The sequence below is a fragment of the Arthrobacter sp. MDT2-16 genome, assembly GCF_054510925.1.
Genome location: NZ_JBTNDP010000006.1, coordinates 32,136 through 48,324, shown reverse-complemented (window position 1 = coordinate 48,324; position 16,189 = coordinate 32,136). Strand labels below are relative to the sequence as shown.

Here is a 16,189-nt window from a genome sequence, read left to right as displayed (position 1 = left end):
TGCTGGCGGGCGCCCCGCGGGCCGGGACCGCCATCGTTACTTGAGTTTGAGGACCCGGTCCGTGAGCGACTGCACCTCGGAGGCCAGGGACGGGTTCTCGTTGAGCTTGACCCCGTAGCCGGGCAGCATCTCCTTGAGCTTCGGCTCCCAGTCGGCCATCTTGGCCGGGAAACAGCGCTTGAGCAGTTCGACCATGATCGGGGCGGCCGTGGAGGCGCCGGGGGATGCTCCCAGCAGGGCTCCCACCGAGCCGTCCGAGGAGGTGATGACCTCGGTGCCGAACTGCAGTACGCCGCCCTTCTTCGGGGCCTTCTTGATGACCTGCACACGCTGACCCGCCGAGATCAGTTCCCAGCTGCTGCCGTCCGCGCTCGGGAGGAACTCGTTGAGCGACTCGTTCTTGGCGTCGCGGTTCTTCAGCACCTCGGTGATGAGGTACTTCGTCAGGGACATGTTGTCCTTGCCGACCGCCAGCATCGGCACGAGGTTGGAGGGCCTGATGGACGAGGGCAGGTCCAGGTAGGAGCCCCGCTTGAGGAATTTCGTCGAGAACCCGGCGTAGGGCCCGAAGAGCAGGGAGCGCTCGCCCTGGACGAAGCGCGTGTCGAGGTGCGGCACGGACATGGGCGGGGCGCCCACGGACGCCTGGCCGTAGACCTTGGCGTTGTGCTGGCTGACGAGCTCCGCGTCGGTGCACCGCAGGAACTGGCCGGAGACGGGGAAGCCCGCGAAGCCGCGGCCCTCGGGGATACCGCTGCGCTGCAGCAGGTGCAGGGCGCCGCCGCCGGCACCGATGAAGACGAATCTCGTGGTCACGGTGCTGGACGCCCCGGTGGCCCTGTTCTTGACCTTGACGTCCCAGCGGCCGTCGGTGGCGCGGGCGACGTCGAGCACGTCGAAGCCGTAGTGGAGGTCGACGCCGGTGCCCTCGAGGTAACCGGTGAGCTGGCGGGTCAGGGCACCGAAGTCGACGTCGGTGCCGCCCTCGACCCGGGACGCCGCGACGGGCTGGGACGGGTTGCGGCCCTTCATGACCAGTGGCGTCCAGCCGGCGATGGTGTCGTGGTCCTCGCTGTGCTCCATGGTGTTGAACAGCGGCTGCGGGCTCAGTGCCTCGTAGCGCCTGCGCAGGTACTGGGCGTTCGCCTGGCCCCAGACGAAGCTCATGTGCGGCACGGGGTTGATGAAGCTGCGCGGGTCGCCGATGTGCCCCTCGGACACCAGGTGCGACCAGAACTGCCGTGACACCTGGAACTGCTCGTTGATGGCGACGGCCTTGGCCGGGTCCACGGAACCGTCCTTGCCCGCGGGGGAGTAGTTCAGCTCGCAGAGGGCGGAGTGGCCCGTGCCGGCGTTGTTCCAGGGGTCGGAGCTCTCGAGGCCGGCGACGTCGAGCCGCTCGAAGAGCGAGATGTCCCATTCGGGCTGGAGCTGCCGGAGGAAGGCGCCGAGTGTGGCGCTCATGATCCCACCGCCGATCAGCACGACGTCGGTGGTCCTGGCAGGGGTGCCCAGATTACTAGTGGTCAACGTTGTCTCCAGTCGCGAGGTCGTAGCAGGGAAAGCCTAGCCGCTGGGAGTGACACTCCCTAAATCAGCGGGGTCCCCGTCGCCCTGGCCGGAGGGCTCGGGGAGAGGCTCGGCGTCCGCGAGGTCGATGCGGTTGAAGACCTCGTGCATCACCGGGCTGACGGGGTACGTCCTCACGCGCGCGCTCATCGCCAGGGCGGAGATGGGGAAGGCGAGCGGGACGGCGGGGATCCTGTTGGCGATCTGTGCACTGATGTCGGCGTAGGCCTCCGTACGGTCCTCGCCGCCGGGCAGTCCGCGTGCCCGGTTGATCTTGCTGAACAGCTGCGGATCGTCGTAGGCGAACTCCTGGTTGCGGCCGCCGAAGAGCGCGCCGACGAAGTTGTCGGGATCCTGGTAGCTCCCGCTCCAGCCGAGGAGGTGGAAGGCCCGCTCGCCGGATCCCTGGACCGTCGCCACGTAGTCGTCGCTCCAGTCGACCGGTACGGGCCGGATGTTGAAACCGGCCTCGGTCAGCTGCCGGCTGAGCTCGGCGTAGGCCTTTTCGGGTGCCGGCAGGTAGGCACGGGAGACGTTGCGCGGGTAGTAGAAGGGCAGCTCCCGCCCGTCGTAGCCGGATTCCTCCAGCAGTTCCCTCGCGAGGTCGAGATCGTGCCCGTAGTCCTGCACCGTCTCGTTGCTCACACCGAGCTTCTCCGGGATGAACTGGCGGGCAGGCTTCGTGCCGTTCAGGAAGCGGCCGTCGATCAGGGCGTCCTTGTCGATGGCGTGGGCGACGGCGCGGCGGAAGAGGAGGTCGTCGACGCCCGGGAAGGCCTCGTTCATGCCGAGGTACAGCACCGAGTAGGGGTCCCGCTGGAGGAACTGGAGCCCGTTGCGGGCGAGGTCGACGGCGCTGTCGACACTGACGAAGTCGTAGCCGTCGATCCGCCCCGACGTGAGGGCGCGGGCCCGGGAGTCGGGGTTCGGGATGGTGGTGAAGAGCACTTCCTCGACCTCGCCGCGGTCGCCCCAGTAGTCCGGGGAGGAGGCGAGTGCGACGGCGCCCGGCTCCCACGAGGTGAACCGGAAGGGTCCCGTCCCCACCGGCGCCAGGCCGTAGCGGGAGACGGCGTTGCCCTCCCGGGACTCGCTGAGGGTGTCGGCCGCTCCGGCCTGCAGCGCGGCGGGGGAGGACATGGCGAAGGCCGGGGCGGCGAGCGCCGGGATGAGGCCGGTGATCCTGCCGGCCAGGCGCAGGGTGGCAGTGTAGGCGCCGGTCGCGGAACAGCCCTCGTAGAGGCTGAGCTCCGGATTGTCGGAGAAGGCCTTGAACACATTCTCGAAGGGCAGGTGGGGGGCGCCGGTCCGTGCGGCGGCGGGCATGGTGTACCAGCGGTCGAAGTTGGCGCAGACCGCCTGGGCGTCGAACGGCCGGCCGTCGTGGAAGACGACGCCCTGCCGGAGCGTGAACTCGTAGGCCCGGCCGGAGTCCTGTTCCTCCCAGGACTCCGCCAGCAGTGCCTTGGGCTCGGAGGTGAGCGGGTCCACGCCGACCAGTCCCTCGAGGATCTGCTGCGTCACGCGGTAGGACTCGGTGTCGTTGGCCAGTGCGGGATCGAGGGTCCGGGGGTCGGCCGCGGTCCCGAAGGTGAAGGTGGACGTGCCGGTGGCCGCGGTGGTCATGGTGGGGGTGGGCTGGGGCGGGGCGACCTCCCCGGCCGTACAGGCCACGAGGGAGACCGCGGTGACCAGTGCCGTCGCCAGCGGGACCATGCCGCGGGCGCCCCGTCCGTGGCGGATGCGGCGCGCGGCAGGGGTCTTCACGAGCTTCGGTCTCCGATGGCAGGGGGGCCCGGTCCAGCGGGACCCGGGTGTCTGGAAGCCCAAGTCTAGGTGATGACCCTGTCCGCGCCGTGCAGGAATCGGGGCCGACGGCCACCCCCTGACGAACGGACGGACCCCCTCACCGCGAGGGTGAGGGGGTCCGTCCGGTGCCCCGGGCCACGTCAGAGGGGTGGGCCGGGGTGGTCAGCAGTCCCTAGCCGGCAGCGGGGGGCATGAGGACGGTGTCCACCAGGTAGACGACGGCGTTCTGGGTCTGGACGCCGCCGCAGATCACGTTGGCGTCGTTGACCATGAGCGCGTCCCCGGAGCCGGTGACCTCGAGGGTCGCGCCCTGCGCCGTGGTCTGCGTGGTGCCCATGAGCTCGGAGGGCTGGATCTTGCCGGGGACCACGTGGTAGGTGAGGATGCTGGTGAGGCCCTCGGTGTCGGTCTTCAGGCCCTCGACGGCCTCGGCGGGCAGGGCCTCGAAGGCGGTGTCGACGGGGGCGAAGACGGTGAACTCGCCGCTGTTGAGGGTGTCCACGAGGTCGACGTCGGGGTTGATGCCGCCCGTGACCGCAGCGGTCAGCTGGGTCAGGATCGGGTTGTTCGATGCCGCGGTCGTCACGGGATCGAGGGCCATGCCCTCCACGGAGCCGGCGCCGGAGGGGACCTGCTCGGCGTACCCGGCGCAGCCGGGGCCCACGAGGTTGGCTGCTGGGTCCATCGCGGCGTCGGCGGAGGCCGAGGCGCTCGGAGTGGCCTCGGCCGACGCCGACTCGCTCGCCATGCTGCTCTCGCTCGCCATGCTGCTGGCGGAGCTGCTCGGGGTGGACTCCGAGGCCGCTTCGTCGCCGCCGCCACAGGCCGCGAGGCCCATCATCGAGATGGCTGCGATGCCGAGGATCGAGAGATTCCTGCGCTTGGTGATTTCCATGAGTTGTCCTCCGTAGAAGGCGTCCCAGCGGGCGCCCGTGGTGGGTCAGTGGCGGTGAAACACATCGTGTCGATGTCTCGGAGATACTTCGGACGACCCGTGGGGGTGGATGGGTTCGTTTTCTGCAGGAACTTCACCGGAGCACATCCGACCATGTGCTGCGCTCCCACCGGCGTCGGCGTCGGCGTCCGACCCGCGAGGATGGAATCCCGACTATTGGCGGGCACGGAGGAGCCCCGCCGGGCGTCACGGCCCGGCGGGGCTCTGGGCACCCGTCCGGCCATGGGTGCCGGAGGTGCTGATGGTGCGCGAGAGGGGACTTGAACCCCTACGTCCGAAGACACTGGAACCTAAATCCAGCGCGTCTGCCAATTCCGCCACTCACGCCCGGATGTCCCGATGGGACATCCGTTCCTACTGTATCGCCAACGCCGTGACGGCCCCGGCGCCGGCTACTGGTCGAGGCCGAGGCCGAGGTCGCGTCGCAGCTTGGCGACGTGGCCTGTGGCCCGGACGTTGTACTGTGCCACGGCGACCTTCCCCTCGCCGTCCACGACCACCGTCGAGCGGATGAGTCCCTCGTAGGTCCTGCCGTAGTTCTTCTTCTCGCCCCAGGCGCCGTAGGCCTCGGCGACGGCGTGGTCCTCGTCGGAGAGCAGCGGGAAGTTCAGGGACTCCTGCTCGGCGAACGCCGCGAGCTTGCCGACCGGGTCGGGGGAGATCCCCAGCACCCTGTAGCCGGCCCCCGCGAGCGAGGCCAGATTGTCCCGGAAGTCGCAGGCCTCGGTGGTGCACCCCGGCGTCGCGGCGGCCGGATAGAAGTACACCACCACCCGGCTGCCCCTGAGCGAGGACAGGGCGACACTGTTGCCCTCGGCGTCCATCAGCGTGAAGTCGGGGGCACGATCACCGGCGGCTAGTCGTTGCGACATGCATACTCCTGGGGTTCTGACGGTTCGGGCGGCGGCTCCGCCTCCTCGCAGGGTCCGTGGACGCGACGGGAAGGACCTGACCGGCCGGCCTAGCTATCATAGGTGGAGGACCCGGGGGGCGAGGACCGTCACCGGGTCTGCGAGCGAGAGGAAGTGCACGGTTCTATGCCCGATCTGGAGCAATGGCCCACGGGTCGCCTGCTGACGACGGCGGCCCGCCTCGTCGAGCACGCGTGGAACGAGCGGCTGGTCGACATCGGCGTCACGCACGCCGGCGTGATCGCCCTCGGCGTCCTCGCGGACCAGGGTGCGATGACCCAGGCGAGCCTTGCGCAGATCGTCCGCGTGCAGGCGCAGACGATGGGCAAGACCCTCTCACGGCTCGAGACCAGGGGGCACGTGACGCGGGTGCGGAACGACCTCGACCGGCGCTCGCACATGGTGTCGATCTCACCCGCGGGCCGTCGGGTCCTCGACGCCGCCGAGGACATCGAACGCACGCTCGTGGCCGGCGGGGGACTGGTGTCGGAGGAACTGCGCAAGCACCTCCAGACCGTCATCCGCGAACTGGGCGCGCCGCGCTGGAACTGGACGGCGTCGGGCGCCGGCGCGCAGGAGGGTGTGGCCCTTGAGGGTCCTGGCGGGTCCGGACCCGCGGCCACCCTTCTGAACTGACGCCCCGCGCCGTCCCCCGGGCCCCTTGCCTCCGGCAGGGGGCTTTTCCGTGCCCGGGGCACCTCCGCCCGCCGGACGGCCGACGGATACCACTACCTGTGCCGGCAGGAAAAGGAAAGACCCCTGCTGAAATCGGTCAGGACGGCGATGGCACTTGCGTGCTAAGCACGCTGATGTTTTGTTGGGAAGCGTGAGTGTCCAACGCCTGACGGAGAACAGCATGCAGAGCACCGCCGCCCCCGAGCCGATCCGGGACGCCCTGCCGGCGCATGCCGCCTCGGTCGAACCCGTCGGTCATCCGACGGGTGGTACAGGCCCCGGTCGTCCCCTGAAGGCTGCGCTGCAGGACGACATCGCCCTGCGGCACATGGAGATCGCCGAGTCCGTGGCCCGCTCCTTCGCGTCCTCGGGGCCGGAGGCCTCCGACATCCGGCAGGTCGCCTACCTCGGACTCATCAAGGCGGTCCAGCGTTTCGATGCCACCCTCGGCGTTCCGTTCGCCTCCTTCGCCGTACCGACGATCAACGGTGAGATCAAGCGTTACCTCAGGGACTCCTGCTGGGTGGTCCGCCCGCCACGGGACGTCCAGGACCTCCGCACGGAAATTGCCCGCGCGGCTCCCGCGATGGCGCAGCGCCTCCGACGCGAACCCACCGCGCGGGAACTGGGACTGGAACTGGGATGGCCCGAGAGGAAGATCCTCGAAGCGCAGGCCTCCCACTCGAGCCTGCGCCCCGACTCGCTCGACGCACCGTTCGAGGGCCGCACCTGGGCCGACACGCTCGCGAGCGACTCCAATGGCATCGAGCGCAGCGACGACATGATCTCGCTGCGCAGCGCCGTGAACGAGCTCGACGCCGGCGAGAAGGAGCTCCTCTACCGCCGGTACTTCATGGAGCAGACCCAGCAGGGCATCGGCGACGAGCTCGGGATGTCGCAGATGCAGGTGTCGCGGAGCCTGGCGCGGATCCTGGTGAAGCTGCAGAAGAGGCTGCTCGGCGTCCCGTCCGCGCCGGTCCAGGTGGCGCGGCCGCGAATGGCCTGAACACCCTGGCCCGAACACCCTGGCCCGAGGCCCTGTGACGCCCGGCCTGCGTCCTAGGAGATGCCGTGGTCGGCCGCGGCGGCGAGCACCTGCTCCACCGTGACCGCCATCAGGGCCGGGTCCGGGGTGGGTGAGAAGGTCTCCCCGAGGCGCAGCGACTCGTCGGTCAGCACCGTGTGCGGTCCGGGCGGCGGTCCCCACTCCGAGGCGGGTGCCGGGCCGAACAGGACCACGGACGGGCGGGTGTAGGCCGAGGCCAGGTGCGCGGCTCCGGTGTCGGCGGAGATCACGAGGGACGCGCCGGCGATCAGCGCGGCGAAGCGGTCCAGCGGCAGCTCTCCCGCCGCCACCGTGTCCTCGGGCAGGCCCGCGGCATCGGCGACGGCGAGTGCCCGGGGGCGCTCCTTGCCGCTGCCCGTGAACAGGACCCGGTGCCCTGCGGCGGCCAGGGTGCGCGCCACCTCGGCGAAGCGGTCCACGGGCCAGAGGCGGCTGCCGTAGGCCGCGCCGACGTGGACGACGACGGCGTCCGGTGCCGGGCTGCCTCCCTCGGGCACCCGCAGGCGGCAGTCCAGCGGGTCCGCGGGGACGCCGTGCCAGCTGACCAGGGAGGCCCAGCGCTCGCGTTCGAGGATGCCGTCGCGCCACTCGGGTCCGTCCCAGCCGGGTGAGCGGTGGCCCATGCGCCGCTTCGCGCCGATCTCCTCGAGGCGTGCCCTGCTCTCGCCGCCGCTGCCGTGCAGGTTCACGGCGAGGTCGATCCGTCCGTGCTCGATGGGCAGCGGGTCGTCGAGGCCGTGCGTCGGCAGGAGGTCGTCGATCGCGTCGGTGAGGCCCACGATGGGCCGCAGCCATTCCTGGGCCGCGTAGAGGATCCGGTGCTCGGGGAAGGCGCGGCGCAGGCCCTTGAGCGCGGGCACCGCGACGAGGAGGTCGCCGAGCTTCAGCGCGCGCAGCGCGAGGATCTCCGGGCGGCCGTCGGGGGCGGGAGTGGACGCCGGGATGCGCACGGAAGCGGTGGGGGCGGGCTGGTCGATCGCGGCGGTGGAGCCCTCGGAAGTCATGCCGATCATCCTGCCAGAGGTTCCTCCGCGTCCCGGTACGGGCGTCCGGGGGCGGGGCGGCGGGAAGGAGCCGGAGGAGCAGCAGGAGAAGAAGTTCGGCGGAAAGTGTTTAGTACTGCTTCTTCCCGGGAACTAAGCCACTATGCACACTTCGGCCGATCGTCCACGGACAGCTCCCAGGGCGGTCCTGTTCGACCGCGACGGGACCATCGTCGTGGACGTCCCGTACAACGGGGACCCCTCGCTCGTGCAGCCCGTGCCGGGCGCACGGGAGGTCCTCGACGGACTGCGCCTGCGCGGCATCCCGGTGGGCGTCGTCACCAACCAGTCGGGGATCGCCCGCGGCTTCGTCACGCGGGAGCAGGTCGACGCCGTCAACGCCCGGGTGGAGGAGCTGCTCGGTCCCTTCGCGGTCTGGGAGGTGTGCCCCCACGGAGCCGACGACGGCTGCGCGTGCCGCAAGCCCGGTCCCGGCATGGTCCTCGCCGCGAGCGCCCGGCTGGACCTCGACCCCTCCGACGTCGCGGTGATCGGTGACATCGGGGCGGACATGGGCGCCGCGGCGGCCGCCGGCGCGCGCGGCGTGCTCGTGCCGACGGACATCACGCTCGAGGACGAGATCCGCGCTGCTCCGGCCGTCGCAGGGGACCTCGCCGAGGCCGTCGCGACCCTGTGGGCGGGGACACCGTGAGGCGGCGCGTCCTCGTCGCGCGCCTCGACAGTGCCGGCGACGTCCTGCTCGCCGGACCGGCCGTCCGTGCCGTCGCCGCCGGCGACCACGGCGACTCCCCGAACGACGTCGTCATGCTGTGCGGGCCGCAGGGAGCCGCCGCTGCACGGCTGCTCCCGGGCGTCGTCGACGTCGCCGTGTGGTCGGCCCCCTGGATCGTCGACCCGCCGCCCGAGCCCACGCCCGAGCTGGTCGGAGCGCTGCACGAGACGGTGGTTGACCTGGAGGTGGACGAGGCGGTCCTGCTGACCTCGTTCCACCAGTCGCCGCTGCCGCTCGCCCTGCTGCTCCGGCTTGCCGGGGTGCGCCGGATCGCCGGCGCGTCCGTCGACTACGCCGGATCCCTTCTCGACGTGCGGCTCAAGCCCGGCGAGGACTTCCCCGAGGACCAGCCCGAGGCCGAGCGCGCCCTCGGCATCGCGGAGGCCGCGGGGTATGCCCTTCCGCCGGGCGACGACGGCCGGCTGCAGGTCACCGGCCTCGCCGATGCCTCCGACCTCGTGGGGAAGGGTCCGTACGTCGTCGTCCATCCCGGGGCGTCGGTCCCCGCCCGCGCCTGGCCGCCGCTCCACCACGCGGCCGCCGTGGAACTCCTCACCGCTGCAGGGTTCCGCGTGGTCGTCACCGGCGGACCGAGCGAGACGGATCTCACCTCCACCGTCGCCGGGCCGGAGGCGCTCGATCTCGGGGGCCGGACGGACCTGGCGACCCTGGGATCGGTCATCGCGGGAGCATCCGTGGTCATCACGGGGAACACCGGCCCGGCGCACCTGGCGGCGGCCGTGGGCACCCCCGTGGTCTGCCTCTTCTCGCCCGTGGTCCCCGCGATCCGCTGGGCGCCGTACCGCGTCCCCGTGGAGCTGCTCGGGGACCAGAGCGCGGCGTGCGCCCTCAGCAGGGCGAGGATCTGCCCCGTCCAGGGCCACCCCTGCCTGTCCACCGTCTCCCCGGAGGACGTGGTGGACGCCGTCCTCCGGCTCGGCTCCGGAGTATCGTCACTGGGCTCACGCCGTAGCATCGGCCGCACCGACGGCCGCAGAACAACGAGGGGAAACCGATGAGGATCCTGTTATGGCACGTCCACGGAGGGTGGACCGACGCCTTCGTGCGAGGGTCCCACACCTACGTGCTGCCCACCACGCCCGAGGGCGGTCCGTGGGGACTGGGCCGGGCCGGGCGGGACTGGCCGGCGTCCGTCGTGGAGGTGGCGCCGCAGGACCTGGCGGACGCCGACATCGACGTCGTCGTCCTGCAGCGCGTCGAGGAGATCGCCGAGTGCGAGCGGCTCCTCGGACGCACGCCCGGCCGGGACCTGCCGGCCGTCTTCCTCGAGCACAACACGCCACGCCGCGACATCGTGGGGACGGTGCATCCCCTCGCGGAACAGACGGACATCCCCGTGGTGCACGTGACCCACTTCAACGAGCTGTTCTGGGACAGCGGCGTCGCGAGGACCACGGTGATCGAGCACGGCATCGTCGACCCCGGCTACCTCTACACGGGGGAGCTCGAGCAGCTGGCCGCCGTCATCAACGAGCCGGTGCGGCGCGGGCGCATCACCGGCACCGACCTGCTGCCGCGCTTCGCCGGCGTCGCACCCCTGGAGGTCTTCGGCATGGGCACGGACCGTCTCGCGGACACGCTGGACCTCGGCCCCGGTGAGCTGCGCATCGGCGGCGACCTCCCCATGAGGGAACTGCACGCCCGCCTGGGCCGGTCGCGTGCCTACGTGCACCCGCTGCGGTGGACCTCGCTCGGGCTCTCGCTCCTGGAGGCCATGCACGTGGGGCTCCCCGTGCTGGCGCTCGCGACCACGGAGGCCGCACGCGCGGTACCGCCGGAGGCCGGGGCGATCTCGACCAGCATCGAGGACCTCGTGCGGATGGCGTCCCGCCTCATCGACGATCCCGACGAGGCCAGGACGCGGGGACTGGCCGCACGGGAAGCAGCACTCGCACGCTACGGACTGGCCCGTTTCCTCGCCGACTGGGACGACGTCCTGACGCGCGAGCCCCTGCGGCACCGGGTCCTGGCGGCAACAGAAAGGAAAGCGCAGTGAGGATATCGATGGTGTCTGAGCATGCCAGCCCGCTCGCGGCCCTCGGGGGCGTCGATGCCGGCGGGCAGAACGTCCACGTGGCCGAGCTGTCCCTCGCCCTCGCGCGCCGGGGACACGACGTCACGGTGTACACGCGCCGCGACGATCCCGCCCTGCCGGACCGTGTCCGCACCGACCCCCGGCTGGAGGTGGTGCACATCACCGCGGGCCCCGTGCAGAGCGTCCCGAAGGACATGCTGCTGCCCTACATGAGCGAGTTCGCCGAGGGCATCGTCGGGGACTGGGGCGAGGACGCCCCCGACATCGTGCACGGGCACTTCTGGATGTCCGGCATCGCCGCCCTCGACGCCGCCCGCCAGTCCCGCAGTGCCGGCCGGCCCGTGCAGGTCGTCCAGACCTTCCACGCCCTGGGGACGGTCAAGCGCCGCCACCAGGGCGGGGAGGACACCAGCCCGTCCGAGCGCCTCATGCTCGAGGCCATGGTGGGCCGCAGCGCCGACCGCGTGGTCGCGACCTGCTCCGACGAGGTCTTCGAGCTCAAGGCCATGGGCATCCCCGGCAGCCGCGTCTCGATCGCCCCCTGCGGCGTGGACCTCGGGCTGTTCACCCCGCAGGGACCCGTCGAGGAGCGCGGCAGGGCCCACCGCATCGTGAGCGTCGGGAGGCTCGTGCCCCGCAAGGGCATGGACCTCGTCATCCGCGCGATGCGCGAGCTCGCCGCCACCGGCCGTGACGACGTCGAACTCGTCATCGTGGGCGGCCCGGGCACCACGGCGGGGCTCGACGGCGACCCGGAGGCCCGGCGCCTGCGTGCGCTCGCCGCCGAGCTCGGGGTGGAGGACCGCGTGGTGCTGCGGGGCCAGGTGTCCCGCGCTGAGATGCCGGCCGTCCTGCGCAGCGCCGACGCCGTCGTGTGCGCGCCGTGGTACGAGCCGTTCGGCATCGTGCCGCTCGAGGCGATGGGGTGCGGCGTCCCCGTGATCGCCGCCGCCGTCGGCGGACTCGTGGACACCGTGGTGGACGGCAAGACCGGCCTCCACGTGCCGCCCCAGGACCCGGCCGCCATCGCGGCCGCCATCGCCGAGGTGGTCTCGGACCCGGAGTGGGCCGCGGAGCTCGGCGACAACGGCTACCGGCGCGTGAAGGCCCGCTACTCGTGGAGCCGCATCGCCGCCGACACGGAGAAGGCATACCAGACGGCCCTGGGCGCGGCAGCGCCCGCAGAACCGGCCACAGCGCGGCGGAGCGCCGCGCGTCGACTCGAGAGCACGGGAGGCAGGGCACTGTGACCACTGAGACCACCGACATCACCGAGGTATCCGCGGACAGGACCACCGCCGCCGGCACCGCGGCGCCCGTGCGCAGTCCGCACCCACAGGCTCCCGGCGGGGCCGGGAGCCCGGCGAACCCGGAGGCGGACTCGCGGCGCATCGTGACGGACCACCTGCGCTCGGTCGCCCCGGCCGTCGAGTCCCTGCTGCAGAACGTCGGCACCCTCGCCGGCTGGGGTGTGGAGATGGCGGACCGGCTCATGGCCGGCCAGCGCCTGCTCGCCGCCGGCAACGGCGGGTCCGCCGCCGAGGCGCAGCACCTCACTGCGGAGCTCGTGGGCCGGTTCGACGGCGAGCGCGAGCCGTTCTCGGCCATCTCGCTCCACGCCGAGAGCTCGGCGGTCACGGCCATCGCCAACGACTACGGGTTCGACCGCGTGTTCGCCCGGCAGGTGAGCGCCCATGGACGCGAGGGCGACATCCTCGTGCTCCTGAGCACGAGCGGCAAGAGCCCCAACCTGCTGCACGCCGCCGACGCCGCCCGCGCCGCAGGGATCACCACGTGGGCGCTCACGGGGGCGGGCCCGAATCCGCTGACGGAGCGGGTGGACGACTTCGTCGCGGTCGACGCGCAGTCCGCCAACGCCCAGGAGGGCCACCTGATCGCCCTCCACGCCATCTGCCGGGCCTTCGACGCCGAAGTGCTGCGCCGCCGGCAGGAGGAGCAGCGATGAGGATCGTGGTCGTGGGCGACGTCCTGCTCGACACCGATCTCTCGGGCGGGGCAGGGCGCCTGTCGCCCGACGCGCCCGTGCCCGTCGTGGACGTCGACACCGTCCGGCGCCGCGCCGGTGGAGCAGGCCTGGTGGCTCGCATGCTCGAGGCCGACGGCCACGAGGCCGTCCTCGTGACGGTCCTCGGGGACGACGACGCCGCGGGGCTGCTCCGCGCCGAGCTCGACGGCATCGACGTCGTCGCCGGTCCCTCCGGCGCCCCGACCCCCGTCAAGACGCGGGTGCGGGCTTCCGGCCAGCCCGTGGTGCGCTTCGACGAGGGATGCGCCCCGCCCCCCGCCCCCGGCTGCACCGCAGAGATGCTGGCGGCGCTCGACGGCGCGGATGCGATCATCGCCGCGGACTACGGCCGGGGGCTGCTCGCCGAGGAGTCGCTGCGGGCACGCCTCGAGGACCTCGCCGCCTCCGTCCCCGTGGTCTGGGACCCCCACCCGTCCGGCGCGCAGCCCGTGCCCGGCGTCGCCGCCGTGACCCCCAACCTCGGCGAGGCCCTCCGGTTCGCCGACGTGCAGGGCTCGGGCACGCGCGCCGCCGCGGCCGCCGCCGACGTCCTGCTGGCCGCCTGGCGCAGCCGGGCCGTCCTCGTCACGATGGGCGAACACGGCGCCCTCGTGGCCGCAGCCGGACTCCTGCCCCAGGTGGTCCCGGCCCCCCGCGTCAGCGCCGGCGATCCGTGCGGTGCGGGGGACCGCTTCGCCTCGGCGCTCGCCCTCGGCCTGGCCGCCGGGGACCCGATCGACGCGGCCGCCCAGCAGGCCACCGACGCCGCGGCGCGCTTCCTCGCCTCCGGCGGCGTGAGCGCGATGGGCCGGCGCCTGGAGGCGCCGCAGCAGCTGCCCGTCGACGGTATCGACGCCCTCGAGGTCGCACGCCGCACCCGGGAGGCCGGGGGCACCGTGGTCGCGACGGGCGGATGCTTCGACCTCCTCCACGCCGGCCACGCCCGCACGCTCGCGGCCGCACGGCAGCTCGGCGACTGCCTGATCGTCCTCCTCAACTCGGACGAGTCGGTGCGTGGACTGAAGGGCGAGAGCCGGCCCATCATCAAGCAGGAGGACCGCGCCGAACTGCTCTCCGCCCTCGAGTGCGTGGACGCCGTCCTCGTGTTCGGCGAGTCGACGCCCGAGAACGCCATCTCCCGCCTCCAGCCCGACATCTGGGTCAAGGGCGGGGACTACGCCGCCGAGGACCTGCCCGAGGCCGCCCTCGTGAGCAGCTGGGGTGGCAGGACCGTCACCGTCCCGTACATCCCGGCCCGCTCCACCACGAAGCTTGCAGCAGCGCTCGCCCGCGTGGGCTGACGTTCTGCAGACCAGCGCCCGGCCCTGCAGAACGGCCGGGAGCGACACCACGAAAGGAACAGCATGACCGAGAACACAGCACAACCGGCAGCAGCCCCGGCAGGCGCCGGGTACAACCCGGGACGTGTCCTGGTGACGGGCGGGGGCTCGGGCCTCGGCGCGGCCATCGTGCAGGGCGTCATCAAGGCCGGTGGCACCCCCGTGGTCCTGGACCGCGACATCAGCCGCGTGAGCGGCGTCAAGGCCTTCGAGGTGGACGTCGCCGACCGCGGGGCCGTGGAGGCGGCGGTCCGTGAGGCTGCGGAGATCCTGGGTGGCCTGGACGCCGTCGTGACCGCGGCCGGGATCGACCGGTGCGGGGCGCTCGACACCGTGCCCGCGGACCAGTGGGAGATGGTGATCGGCGTGAACCTCATGGGCACCGCGTCCACCGCGCGTGCCGCCCTGCCCTACCTGAAGCAGACGCACGGCCGCGTGGTCACCATCGCCTCGACGCTCGGCATTAAGGCCGTGGGCGACGCGACGGCCTACTGCGCCTCGAAGTTCGGGGTCATGGGCTTCACGCAGGCCCTCGCCGCGGAGACCGCCGGCCAGATCGGCGTCACCACGATCATCCCCGGCGGCATGAAGACCCGGTTCTTCGACGACCGCGACGAGCAGTACAAGCCGCAGGACGATTCCCGCCTCAACGATCCCGAGCGCGTGGCCGAGGCGATCCTCTTCGCGCTCTCACAGCCCAAGAGCTGTGAGATCCGCGAGATGGTCATCGCCCACGCAGAAGAAGGCTCGTGGCCCTGAGTTCGGCCACGTCCGCGTAGACGGCATCGGGCTGGACGGCCGCGACGAACGAGTCATCGTGCTCGCAGCGTTCGGCCGTCCAGCCCACCTGCCTGACGTCCACGCCGCACACCGGGCACTGCGCCACCCACGAGAAGTGCACGCGGTGGAGGCTGCGCCCCATCGCCCCGGCGTTGATGACGTTGCCGATCCAGTAGATGCCGACCGTCGGCGTGCCGACCGCTTGGGCCAGGTGTCGGGGCCCGCTGTCGTTGCCGACCATCACCGCGCTGCGGTCCAGCACACCGGTCAGTTCTCCGAGCGTCAGTCGTCCCGCGAGCGACCGGACGTCCGCCGCAGGAGCCGCCTCGTGCGCCAGCCGGACGATCTCCTCAGCCATCGGCACGTCCGTGGCATCCCCGACCACCACGACCTCGCACCCGTCCGCCGCGGCGCGCACGGCGACCTCCGCGAACGACGACGACGGCCACCGCCGGCGCGGATCCGTGGCGCCGGGGTGCAGCGCGACCACCGGGCGGGCGCCGGTCAGCTGCGCAGCGCGCTCCACCTCGCCGGGCAGCACCTCCACGCGCGGCTCGAGATCCCGCGGCACGGCGCCTGCCAGGCCCACCACCTCCAGGGCGCGGAACACCTCGTGCTGGTAGTAGACGTACGGGATGGTCCGCTCGAGCGCCACGGCGTCGGGCGTCCGGGTCCCGATGGTGTGGCGGGCCCCGAGGCGCAGCAGGAAGGGGTTGGAGTTGCGACCTCCGCCGTGCAGCTGCACCGCGAGGTCGAAGGTCCCGTGGAGGCCGGCGAAGAACCGGTCCACGGCGTCGGGATCCTCCTCGCCGGGGCGGACACCGGGGGAGACGGGCAGCTTCAGGACCTCGGACACCGGACCGGGCCGGCCGCCCAGCAGCGCCGCGTGCCCCGGCATGCCCAGGAGGGTGATGGAGGCGTCCGGGTAGCGGTCCTTCAGGGCCGCGAGGGCGGGCATCGCGAACATGAGGTCACCCAGGCCGCCTCCGCGCAGCACGGCGATCCTGCGGACGCCCTCGAACGGCGCGAGCACGGGCCCCACCGATCTCGCGGTGTCCTGCCGCCCGCCGAAATCCGCCGTCGTGGTGTCTCCCTGCCGCATGAATCGCTCCCCGTCCGTGTCGTCGCGGATGCCGCGGGCCGTGCCGCCGGCGGCGCTGTCAATGCCTTCGCCGGGCGCAGGAGACCCGCTGCTCCTCCTCCTCCTGCCACCATATGCTAAGCGT

15 protein-coding genes and 1 tRNA gene are annotated in these 16,189 nt (G+C 72.2%); 9 read left to right on the top strand and 7 right to left on the bottom strand.

The window, feature by feature from the left end; all coding sequences use genetic code 11:
- Window positions 1-36: 36 nt before the first annotated feature.
- From ACX80N_RS11630 to bcp, 5 genes are all read right to left on the bottom strand, one after another.
- Window positions 37-1,530, bottom strand: a complete 1,494-nt coding sequence (locus ACX80N_RS11630) for a malate:quinone oxidoreductase (protein WP_459339515.1) — start codon at window positions 1,528-1,530, stop codon at window positions 37-39.
- Window positions 1,531-1,566: 36 nt separating this feature from the next.
- Window positions 1,567-3,336 carry an ABC transporter substrate-binding protein gene (locus tag ACX80N_RS11625; RefSeq protein ID WP_459339514.1) on the bottom strand — a complete coding sequence of 590 codons (1,770 nt, stop codon included), beginning with the start codon at window positions 3,334-3,336 and terminating at the stop codon, window positions 1,567-1,569.
- Window positions 3,337-3,550: 214 nt separating this feature from the next.
- Window positions 3,551-4,273: a fasciclin domain-containing protein gene (locus ACX80N_RS11620; RefSeq protein WP_459339513.1), complete on the bottom strand. Its 723-nt coding sequence runs from the start codon at window positions 4,271-4,273 to the stop codon at window positions 3,551-3,553.
- A 302-nt stretch (window positions 4,274-4,575) separates the two neighbouring features.
- Window positions 4,576-4,660 (bottom strand) — tRNA-Leu (locus tag ACX80N_RS11615).
- Window positions 4,661-4,725: 65 nt separating this feature from the next.
- Window positions 4,726-5,205, bottom strand: a complete 480-nt coding sequence (gene bcp, locus ACX80N_RS11610; RefSeq protein ID WP_459339512.1) for a thioredoxin-dependent thiol peroxidase — start codon at window positions 5,203-5,205, stop codon at window positions 4,726-4,728.
- A 165-nt stretch (window positions 5,206-5,370) separates the two neighbouring features.
- Here bcp and ACX80N_RS11605 point away from each other — a divergent pair, with 165 nt between their 5' ends.
- Window positions 5,371-5,880 (top strand): MarR family winged helix-turn-helix transcriptional regulator, encoded by a 510-nt coding sequence (locus tag ACX80N_RS11605; protein ID WP_105030929.1) that lies wholly within the window; start codon window positions 5,371-5,373, stop codon window positions 5,878-5,880.
- 220 nt (window positions 5,881-6,100) lie between these two features.
- A complete protein-coding gene (locus ACX80N_RS11600; protein WP_105030928.1) occupies window positions 6,101-6,925 on the top strand; it encodes a sigma-70 family RNA polymerase sigma factor in 825 nt (274 codons plus the stop codon).
- A 53-nt stretch (window positions 6,926-6,978) separates the two neighbouring features.
- Here ACX80N_RS11600 and ACX80N_RS11595 read toward each other — a convergent pair whose 3' ends face one another.
- Complete coding sequence (locus ACX80N_RS11595; RefSeq protein WP_459339511.1) at window positions 6,979-7,989, bottom strand: glycosyltransferase family 9 protein; 1,011 nt, start codon at window positions 7,987-7,989, stop codon at window positions 6,979-6,981.
- Between the two features lie 142 nt (window positions 7,990-8,131).
- On the opposite strand from ACX80N_RS11595, the gene ACX80N_RS11590 reads away from it, so the two are divergent.
- From ACX80N_RS11590 to ACX80N_RS11560, 7 genes are all read left to right on the top strand, one after another.
- Window positions 8,132-8,680 carry a D-glycero-alpha-D-manno-heptose-1,7-bisphosphate 7-phosphatase gene (locus tag ACX80N_RS11590; RefSeq protein ID WP_459339510.1) on the top strand — a complete coding sequence of 183 codons (549 nt, stop codon included), beginning with the start codon at window positions 8,132-8,134 and terminating at the stop codon, window positions 8,678-8,680.
- Window positions 8,677-9,780 carry a glycosyltransferase family 9 protein gene (locus ACX80N_RS11585; protein WP_459339509.1) on the top strand — a complete coding sequence of 368 codons (1,104 nt, stop codon included), beginning with the start codon at window positions 8,677-8,679 and terminating at the stop codon, window positions 9,778-9,780. Before ACX80N_RS11590 ends, ACX80N_RS11585 begins: the two co-directional genes overlap by 4 nt.
- Window positions 9,777-10,778 carry a glycosyltransferase gene (locus ACX80N_RS11580; protein ID WP_459339508.1) on the top strand — a complete coding sequence of 334 codons (1,002 nt, stop codon included), beginning with the start codon at window positions 9,777-9,779 and terminating at the stop codon, window positions 10,776-10,778. The genes ACX80N_RS11585 and ACX80N_RS11580 overlap by 4 nt, the downstream gene beginning before the upstream one ends.
- Entirely contained in the window at window positions 10,775-12,067 is a 1,293-nt protein-coding gene (locus ACX80N_RS11575; RefSeq protein ID WP_105030924.1) for a glycosyltransferase, read from the top strand. Before ACX80N_RS11580 ends, ACX80N_RS11575 begins: the two co-directional genes overlap by 4 nt.
- A 140-nt stretch (window positions 12,068-12,207) precedes the next feature.
- Window positions 12,208-12,783 carry a D-sedoheptulose-7-phosphate isomerase gene (locus tag ACX80N_RS11570; RefSeq protein WP_240615013.1) on the top strand — a complete coding sequence of 192 codons (576 nt, stop codon included), beginning with the start codon at window positions 12,208-12,210 and terminating at the stop codon, window positions 12,781-12,783.
- Window positions 12,780-14,144 (top strand): PfkB family carbohydrate kinase, encoded by a 1,365-nt coding sequence (locus ACX80N_RS11565; RefSeq protein ID WP_459339507.1) that lies wholly within the window; start codon window positions 12,780-12,782, stop codon window positions 14,142-14,144. Before ACX80N_RS11570 ends, ACX80N_RS11565 begins: the two co-directional genes overlap by 4 nt.
- A gap of 63 nt (window positions 14,145-14,207) precedes the next feature.
- Window positions 14,208-14,942 (top strand): SDR family oxidoreductase, encoded by a 735-nt coding sequence (locus ACX80N_RS11560; RefSeq protein WP_459339506.1) that lies wholly within the window; start codon window positions 14,208-14,210, stop codon window positions 14,940-14,942.
- Here the strand turns inward: ACX80N_RS11560 and ACX80N_RS11555 are convergent.
- Window positions 14,908-16,065, bottom strand: coding sequence for a glycosyltransferase family 9 protein (locus ACX80N_RS11555; protein WP_459339505.1), 1,158 nt, complete (start codon window positions 16,063-16,065; stop codon window positions 14,908-14,910). The genes ACX80N_RS11560 and ACX80N_RS11555 overlap by 35 nt on opposite strands.
- Window positions 16,066-16,189: the final 124 nt, after the last annotated feature.

Bases quoted from the DNA above. Each gene is read 5' to 3' on its own strand.
- ACX80N_RS11620 (WP_459339513.1), bottom strand. From the start codon at position 4,273: ATGGAAATCACCAAGCGCAGGAATCTCTCGATCCTCGGCATCGCAGCC.
- bcp (WP_459339512.1), bottom strand. From the start codon at position 5,205: ATGTCGCAACGACTAGCCGCCGGTGATCGTGCCCCCGACTTCACGCTG.
- ACX80N_RS11605 (WP_105030929.1), top strand. From the start codon at position 5,371: ATGCCCGATCTGGAGCAATGGCCCACGGGTCGCCTGCTGACGACGGCG.
- ACX80N_RS11600 (WP_105030928.1), top strand. From the start codon at position 6,101: ATGCAGAGCACCGCCGCCCCCGAGCCGATCCGGGACGCCCTGCCGGCG.
- ACX80N_RS11595 (WP_459339511.1), bottom strand. From the start codon at position 7,989: ATGACTTCCGAGGGCTCCACCGCCGCGATCGACCAGCCCGCCCCCACC.
- ACX80N_RS11590 (WP_459339510.1), top strand. From the start codon at position 8,132: ATGCACACTTCGGCCGATCGTCCACGGACAGCTCCCAGGGCGGTCCTG.
- ACX80N_RS11580 (WP_459339508.1), top strand. From the start codon at position 9,777: ATGAGGATCCTGTTATGGCACGTCCACGGAGGGTGGACCGACGCCTTC.
- ACX80N_RS11565 (WP_459339507.1), top strand. From the start codon at position 12,780: ATGAGGATCGTGGTCGTGGGCGACGTCCTGCTCGACACCGATCTCTCG.
- ACX80N_RS11560 (WP_459339506.1), top strand. From the start codon at position 14,208: ATGACCGAGAACACAGCACAACCGGCAGCAGCCCCGGCAGGCGCCGGG.
- ACX80N_RS11555 (WP_459339505.1), bottom strand. From the start codon at position 16,065: ATGCGGCAGGGAGACACCACGACGGCGGATTTCGGCGGGCGGCAGGAC.